This window comes from Microcystis sp. M53602_WE12, assembly GCF_030065455.1.
Taxonomy (GTDB): Bacteria; Cyanobacteriota; Cyanobacteriia; order Cyanobacteriales; family Microcystaceae; genus Microcystis; species Microcystis aeruginosa.
Genome location: NZ_JASJFB010000821.1, coordinates 1 through 7,563 on the forward strand (window position 1 = coordinate 1; position 7,563 = coordinate 7,563).

A 7,563-nucleotide genomic window follows, 5' to 3' on the forward strand; every position below is an offset into this window, starting at 1 on the left:
GCTGAAACAGTCCAGTAGGATGGGTTAGCGGTAGCGTAACATAATCGGGCGTTGGGTTTCATGCTTCAACCCAACCTACGTTCATCTTATATTTAATTCCACCCACCTACTTAATTAGGGCTGGCTGAAAAAGGTTGAGGGTTAGGAGTCAGTATTCCTGGACTTGCTCCATACAGAAATACTAAAAAATTAACAAAACCCTTATGAAGATTTTAACTCAGGCTCTGTAAGACTTTTAGCCATAGCTAGTATAATCCTAGGGGGGAGGTTCAGAAATAAAAGCATGAAAACTGACACGATTTTTTATCAACTCTTTCAATCATTCCCCTCTATCTTCTTTGAATTAATTCAACTCCCTATCAGCGAAGCCAATAACTACCGCTTTGACTCAGTGGAAGTCAAACAACTTTCCTTTCGTCTCGATGGAGTCTTTCTGCCTCAAAATAATAACCCCCAGACTCCCATCTACTTCTGTGAGGTACAATTTCAAGAAGATGAGGCTTTTTATCAGCGCTTTTTCACCGAAATCTTCTTATATCTCAGTAAAACTGACTTAACCAATGATTGGCGGGGTGTGATTGTCTATCCTAACCCTCAAGTAGAAACCAATCAAGTTCAACGCTATCGGGAACTCCTCAACTGCGAGCGAGTCAGACGGATTTATCTGAATGAATTAGAAAACATTCCTCAAACTTCGATTGGTTTAGCCAAAGTGCAATTAATCACCCTATCTAAAGCAAAAGCGCTTGATAGCACCCGAAAATTAATCCAAAGAGTGAGAGAAGAATTAACCCCCGACCAAAAACCCCAAGAACTCTTACAATTAATAGAGACGATTCTCGTTTATAAGTTACCGCTTCTCAATCGTCGGGAGATAGAAACTATGTTTAGTTTAGATGAATTAAAACAAACTCAGTATTTTCAAGATGTGCGCGAGGAAGCGCGTCAGGAAGGCATTGAGCAAGGCATTGAGCAAGGCATTGAGCAAGGCATTGAGCAAGGCAGACTAAACAAAGCACTAGAGGCGGTCCCTCGTTTGTTAGCCTTAGGGTTAAGCGTTGAGCAAGTCGCATCCGCCTTAGAGTTAGAGGTTAAACAGGTTAGAGCTATGCAAAAAGGGACATAAGACTATATCGCCCCCTAACCAAAAAGGAAGGCGTTTAAACCTTCCTTACCATAGAATTGGTCATTTATTGACGTTTGCGAGCCAATAAACCCAGAGAACCCACCGCTAATAAGCCTAAAGGGGTACCTGGTTCCGGGGTTGTCTGTGTCTGGGTGCCTTGAATGGTCCAGTTAGCAGCAACTATATTACCTGATACATTGGTCAAATCGACAGAGTAGTTCAAATCATTAGTAAAGTAAATGCCATTGTCTCCATTCACGAACCATGCGTTAGGTGTTTGTGTAGAATTGGTTGAGACGACATTGACATTAGAGTAATCAATCCAATCAGAAGGAACAGAGGTTAATTGTCCTAAGGCATTGGTGACAAAGCTTCCTATACTACTACTCAACCCATCACCCCCATTAGGATTAAAGGTGGTAACGTGGGCCCCATTACCAAAATTGAAGGTGACACTCACAATGTTGCTGGCGGTCCATGTGCTTGGGGGGAAAATTCCGGCACTTTTTCCCTGAAAATTAGGTAATTGACCACCTGAAAATGGGTAAAACCCCACACCCCACACCCTGCCACCAGGAAAAACTTTTTGCCGCAAACCCTAATTAGGGTCTATAGAAAAAGTTCCTAACCGTAATTCCCCTGCTGCTGTCCTTCGACCTGATTCTTACCGAGAAGGAGATCAAGTCAAAAAAAGAACCCTTGCCAACATCTGAAACTGGCTCTCAAAGGGGAAGTCCAGTCATAACTTCTACTGTTTCTCCCGCTTGTATAGTAGTTTTACCCTGGGGAATTATGGCTAAAGCATTAGTACCCGCTAAATTAATTAAATTAGCCGAATTGTGTTGTCCGGGAGCAAGTTGAAATTGATAAACTCCCTCGATAATTTCTATTTTTCCCCAGAGATAAACTTCTCTTTGTCCCTGAGATTTGAGAGTATCGCGGGTGACAACTCGCAGAAATTTGTTCTGATAATCTGTCAATCCCGATAATTTTTTAATTGCCATTTGCACGAAGCGCCAACAGGAAACTAAAGCAGAGACGGGATTTCCGGGGATACCAAAGTAAACACAACCATTAGGAAAAGTAGCAAAGGTTAGGGGTTTACCCGGTTGAATAGCAACGCTGCCAATCAGAATTTTTCCCCCTAATTCCCCTAAAATTCCCTCGATATAATCGTAATCTCCTACGGAAACACCGCCGGTGGAAAGGACGATGGCACTAGAATTAATGGCTTTTCTGATAGTTTCTCTGAGAAGATCGGGATTATCTTTGATTATACCTAAAGGTCTGGGAATTGCCCCTAAACTGGCGACAAATGCGGTTAAAGCGTAGCGATTTGAGTCAATAATTTGACCTTTTTGGAGGGTTTCATCGGGATTAATTAATTCATCTCCCGTGGAGAAAATTGCCACTTGGGGACGGGAAAAAACTGTTAATTCGGTAGCTTGTGCCGTGGCTAAAACCGCTATTTCTGGGGAATTAATGGCAAGACCAGCTTTTAATAAAGTATTTCCCGCTTGATAGAATGTGCCGCGTTGACGCACGAAAAGACCTATTTTTTCGGGAGGGATAAGAATCACCACTCGCTCCCCTTGTTTTTGAGTATTTTCCTGCATAATAATCGTATCACTGCCGGCGGGTAACATCGCTCCTGTAAATATTCGGGCTGTTTCTCCTGGTTGAATAATTTTTTCGGGGACTTTGCCGGCGGGAATTTCGGCGATAATCTTTAAAGTAACGGGATTTTCTGGATTAGTGTCTTTGACATCTTCGTAGCGGACAGCATAGCCATCCATAGCAGAATTATCCCAATAGGGAAAGTCTAAATCACTGCTGATATCTTCGGCTAAAATGCGCCCAAAAGCTGCCTCTAGAGAAACTTTTTCTGTTTCTTGTCGGGGTTGAATTTGAGTTAAAATTATAGATTCTGCTTCTTTGACTGAGTACATGGATTAAACAAACAAATGAACCGATTAGCTAGATTAAGGGTGGAAGATATACAAGCTTGGGTCGGGGAAGTGCATTTATCGGATAGGAAGGGTCAGACTCCCTATTATATACCGGTTTTGAACCAAGTTCATCCCGAGGTTTTCGCTCTCCAGATTCACTGTCTTGAGGGGGAGATTTTGTCTTGGGGAGATGAAACTGTAACTTTTCCTTTGATGAGTGTGATTAAACCTTTTTTGTTATTATATCTTTTAACCCATTTAGGGGAAGATGCTGTTTTTCGTCGCGTGGGAAAACAAGCTTCTAGTTATCCTTTTAATTCCTTAACTCAACTGCAAGAGGATCGCGGTTTTCCCCGTAATCCTATGATTAATAGTGGTGCGATCGCATTGGCGGATTTATTAGCAGGAGAAACCCCGGAATCTCGCTGTGAAAATTTGCTTTTATGGTTAAATGAAATGGGTAATTGTCAATTATTTTTAGATCGATCTGTGCTTGAATCTGTTCACTCTTATCCTAATGTTCACAATCAAGCTTTAAGCTTAGAATTAGAAAAAAATGGTTATATCAGTCATCGTTATTTAGCTCTAGAAACCTACAATCAAATCTGTTGTTTATCTGGAAAAATTGCCGATCTTGCTAATTTAGGTAAGTTAATTTTAGCTTCTTCTTTTGCCGAAATTATTCTAGAAATTATGACTAATTGTGGACTCTATGAAGCTTCCGAAAAATTTGCTATTGAGGTGGGGTTTCCCACTAAATCGGGAGTTAGTGGGGCCCTATTATCAATTGTACCGCAACAGGGAGCGATCGCTTGTTATAGTCCTCTGTTAAATGAGCAAGGTAATTCAATTTTAGGACTTAATTTACTAACATATATCAGTCATTTTGTCAAGTAAATTTAATCTATGAAAATAAGCTTTAATTCCTCAAAAAAATGCCGATACTTTTTCTGATTTTTCTGGCCAAGTACCGTGAAAACTGGGAGGGATAAAGTTGATTTTGTCAAGGATTGTTAAGATGCGCTTACCCTGATAATTCCAGTGATCAATTGGCTATCCTGATCATCTCTGGTGATTTTCCCGCAGCATAAATATCCCACATTGTCCGATAAGCTTTTTCTAAATTGCGGGTAAAACGAAGCGTATCAAATAACGGATAAGTAAGACGATTTTGTGCTAGTTTCTGTTTAATTTCGTGCAATTTATCAGGAGATTTTGCTAAATTAATCGCTAAATTTTTATACTCCTCTAAATTCTTAGTAATTAATTCAGGTAGGCCCATAGCTGTCAGTAAACTAGCACCAACACGGGAAGGAAAAGTTGCACCTGGACAAGTTATAATCGGTAAACCTGCCCATAAAGCATCACTTCCAGTCGTATGAGCATTATAGTATAAAGTATCAAGAAATAAATCAGCTAGTTGATGCCGCGCCAAATGTTCCGACTTAGGTTGGAGATGGGCAAAAATTAAGCGATCGCCGTCAATTCCTCGCGCTTGTGCTTCCCGACGTAGATTTGCTTCAGCTTCAGCTACTCTCGAAAATAACCATAACACACTACCTGGAACATTTGCCAGAATTTCCATCCATACAGTGAATATTTGCGGCTCAATTTTATAGGTATGGTTGAAACAACAAAAGACAAAACCCGATTCAGGAAGACCATAATGGGAACGAGTAACAGGTTTAGATGATATGATTTGTTGATAATCATTAGCCTGATAACTATCCGGTAAAATTACCAATTTTTCAGTAAAATTATCAGGAAATTCCGGTGGGGTAACTATGGCATCACCAATAATATAGTCGATAAAATCTGCTCCCATTGTCCCCGGATAAACCAAATAATTAACTTGAATCGGTGCAGGTTTTAAAGCCAATATTTGTGTCCGCGCTTTATCAATATATCCCATCAAATCAACTAAAATATGCACCCCATCATCAAAAATCCGTTGTGCAGACTCCGTAATTGATAAAGTAGCAATATCATAAAAGCGATCACAATCATTAGCAATGCGACGACGATACTCACTACCATCATCAGGACCATAGGAATAGGCAATTATTTCAAAGTTATTGCGATCATGTAAACCAAACACACTTTGCATCAAATGACTGGTGGGATGATTACGAAAATCATGGCATAAATAACCTATTTTTAATCGTCCAGATCGGGTGCGGGAATGGTTAAAGTTGAGGGGTTTAGTCCCTAAGGCTAATTGTCTTTTAATCTCTTGAGCATAGTTACAAGCTACTTTCAACTGTTGACTAGCAGACCAAGGTTTATATAAGCTATCAAAGGGAGTTACTGCGGTAGATTTTCCCTCTTGTAACTGGTTTTCGGTTAATTGCCAAAGTTGGATTAAATCAGCTTCTCTTGTCTCCCAATTACAAGTCATTTCCTTCATAGAAAATAAGCAAGCAAAAGCCTCTGGGGAATTAGGTTGAATGGCTAAAGCTTGCTTAAATACGCTCATAGCTGCTTCTACTTTGTCCTGTCTTCCTAACGCTAAAGCTAAACTATTGTAAGCTTTAATGTATTTAGGGTTAAGCTTAATTGCTGTTTGGAAATAAGCGATCGCTTCTTCAATTTTTCCCTGTAGTTGTAACACATTTCCTAAATTAAAGTGTGCTTCTGGATAATTAGGGTTTTTCCTGATTGCTTCTTGAAAATTGACCACAGCATCCCCTAACTTATCCTGCATTTGTAAGACTAAACCTAAATTATTCTCAGCAAAAGCATAGTTTTGATTGCTACGAATAGCTTGGTTAAAGCAAATAATCGCCTCGTCTAAATCTCCCTTGCTAACTGCTATTATTCCTAAATTATTGTGGCTTTCTGCATAATTAGGATTAATAAGTAAAGCTTGCTTGTAAGCCAAAATAGCTTGATCAATTTGTCCTAAACTATCCATGATTACCCCCAACTGATGCCAAGCAGCTGCATATTGAGGATGTTGATTAATTAATTGTTGATAGAGAGCGATCGCTTCTTCAAGCTTAAGCTGTTTTTGCAAGGTGTATGCTTGCTGATAAAGGGTATCTGCTGGGGAAGTATCAGGCTGATTATTTGCTAGATTTCCTCCAACTAAAGGAGAAATAGGATCAAGAGTAATAATTTTACTGATGTCATCATTTTGGAATCCTAAAGCTTGGGGACGTTTAACTCCTTCTAAGACTTGTATATCATAAAGTTCAGTCACTTCACCTTCTAAGCGTATCCAGTGAACAACTTCACCTGTTTTCAAATCAATAATTAGCAGACCACAGCGAGGGTCTGCTTCTTTAGCCATTAAATTATCATCTAAGATTAACCCCGAAAAAGTCTTATCTACCCCACGATTTTTAGATAATCCAACAATGGCATAATTTCCGACAAATGCTAAACCGCGCAGAAAACCAGGACAAAAAGTAACAGGCTCAAAAATGCCTTTGTCTTGATCAATATAACCAAAGTAACCCGTACCCGCATTTAATAACCATAACTTACCCTGATAAAATCGGGGAGAATGAGGCATAGATAAACCAGTAGCAATCACTTCATTAGACTGAATATCAATGACACAACCGCCAGTTTGTCTTCTGTCTCTCCACCCATCCACCACATCTGATTGACTACAAGCGGTGACATAACGCGCCTTCCCATCTACCAAAGCTAAACCATTGAGATGACAACGATCTTCATTGACTAAAGCGGAAATAAACGATGGTTTCCATAGGGGAATACAACTATGGCGATCGCTGACTGTCGCCAGACAATTTAACATCGTACTGATAAATACAATTCTTTCAGAGAGATTTTCTATTGCCAAATCGTGAATATCTAAATCCCCAGTAGTATAACTAATGCGGGGGATATAAAGTTTATCGTAACCATCATAAAGTTGTTCGGATAATAGCACATTATCTAGTTGCCAGATTTGATAGCGGGAACTAAGATAAATCCTTTCTGGGGTAGCATATAAACCCATGGCGCGGTCAAATATCCGCTCAAATCCCGACATCCCCCTGTGGGGGTTAACTCCTAAAAACATCAGTCGAGAACTTTGATAGGTAGTAAAAGCCAGACTAATCTGCTGAGACTCTAACCAATCGATGAAGTTACGGGAAGCAATTATCTCTACGGGAATAGATTGATTAGTATTGGGAGTTGATTGATTCATCATAACCACAAAGACACAAAGATTAGCCAGTAGGGTGTGTTAGCGATAGCATAACGCACCAATTTAATGATAGAGGTGGTGCGTTACGGCGGATTGTTAATTTTGGTTTTTTGACCGAATTGATGGCCGCAAATACGCACCCTACACCTAAATTAGGTGTGTCAGTCCACTACGATTTATGTTTTTGTTTGAGCGCGATCGTTTATAATCAAAATATCATTATTTTGGGTTTGCTGAATAAGTACGGGCGAAGCATTCGGATAGAAAATCTACCTTTTCACCGATAGGTTATTGTCCGAATGCTTCGCCCCTACAGGACGCGGGCC

The 7,563-nt window shown here is 39.9% G+C and carries 5 protein-coding genes; 2 read left to right on the forward strand and 3 right to left on the reverse strand.

Features of this window, described 5'->3' with window-relative positions; translation table 11 throughout:
• The first annotated feature begins 283 nt into the window (after nt 1-283).
• A complete protein-coding gene (locus PX482_RS25265) occupies nt 284-1,126 on the forward strand; it encodes an Rpn family recombination-promoting nuclease/putative transposase (protein WP_288094708.1) in 843 nt (280 codons plus the stop codon).
• Between the two features lie 64 nt (nt 1,127-1,190).
• Here PX482_RS25265 and PX482_RS25270 read toward each other — a convergent pair whose 3' ends face one another.
• Nucleotides 1,191-1,622 (reverse strand): PEP-CTERM sorting domain-containing protein, encoded by a 432-nt coding sequence (locus tag PX482_RS25270; RefSeq protein ID WP_155120452.1) that lies wholly within the window; start codon nt 1,620-1,622, stop codon nt 1,191-1,193.
• A 226-nt stretch (nt 1,623-1,848) separates the two neighbouring features.
• Nucleotides 1,849-3,075 carry a molybdopterin molybdotransferase MoeA gene (locus tag PX482_RS25275; RefSeq protein ID WP_288123185.1) on the reverse strand — a complete coding sequence of 409 codons (1,227 nt, stop codon included), beginning with the start codon at nt 3,073-3,075 and terminating at the stop codon, nt 1,849-1,851.
• Between the two features lie 15 nt (nt 3,076-3,090).
• Between PX482_RS25275 and PX482_RS25280 the strand changes: the two genes are divergently transcribed.
• Nucleotides 3,091-3,972, forward strand: a complete 882-nt coding sequence (locus tag PX482_RS25280; RefSeq protein WP_002762285.1) for a glutaminase — start codon at nt 3,091-3,093, stop codon at nt 3,970-3,972.
• A gap of 148 nt (nt 3,973-4,120) precedes the next feature.
• Here PX482_RS25280 and PX482_RS25285 read toward each other — a convergent pair whose 3' ends face one another.
• A complete protein-coding gene (locus PX482_RS25285; RefSeq protein ID WP_002762284.1) occupies nt 4,121-7,240 on the reverse strand; it encodes a TIGR03032 family protein in 3,120 nt (1,039 codons plus the stop codon).
• Nucleotides 7,241-7,563: the final 323 nt, after the last annotated feature.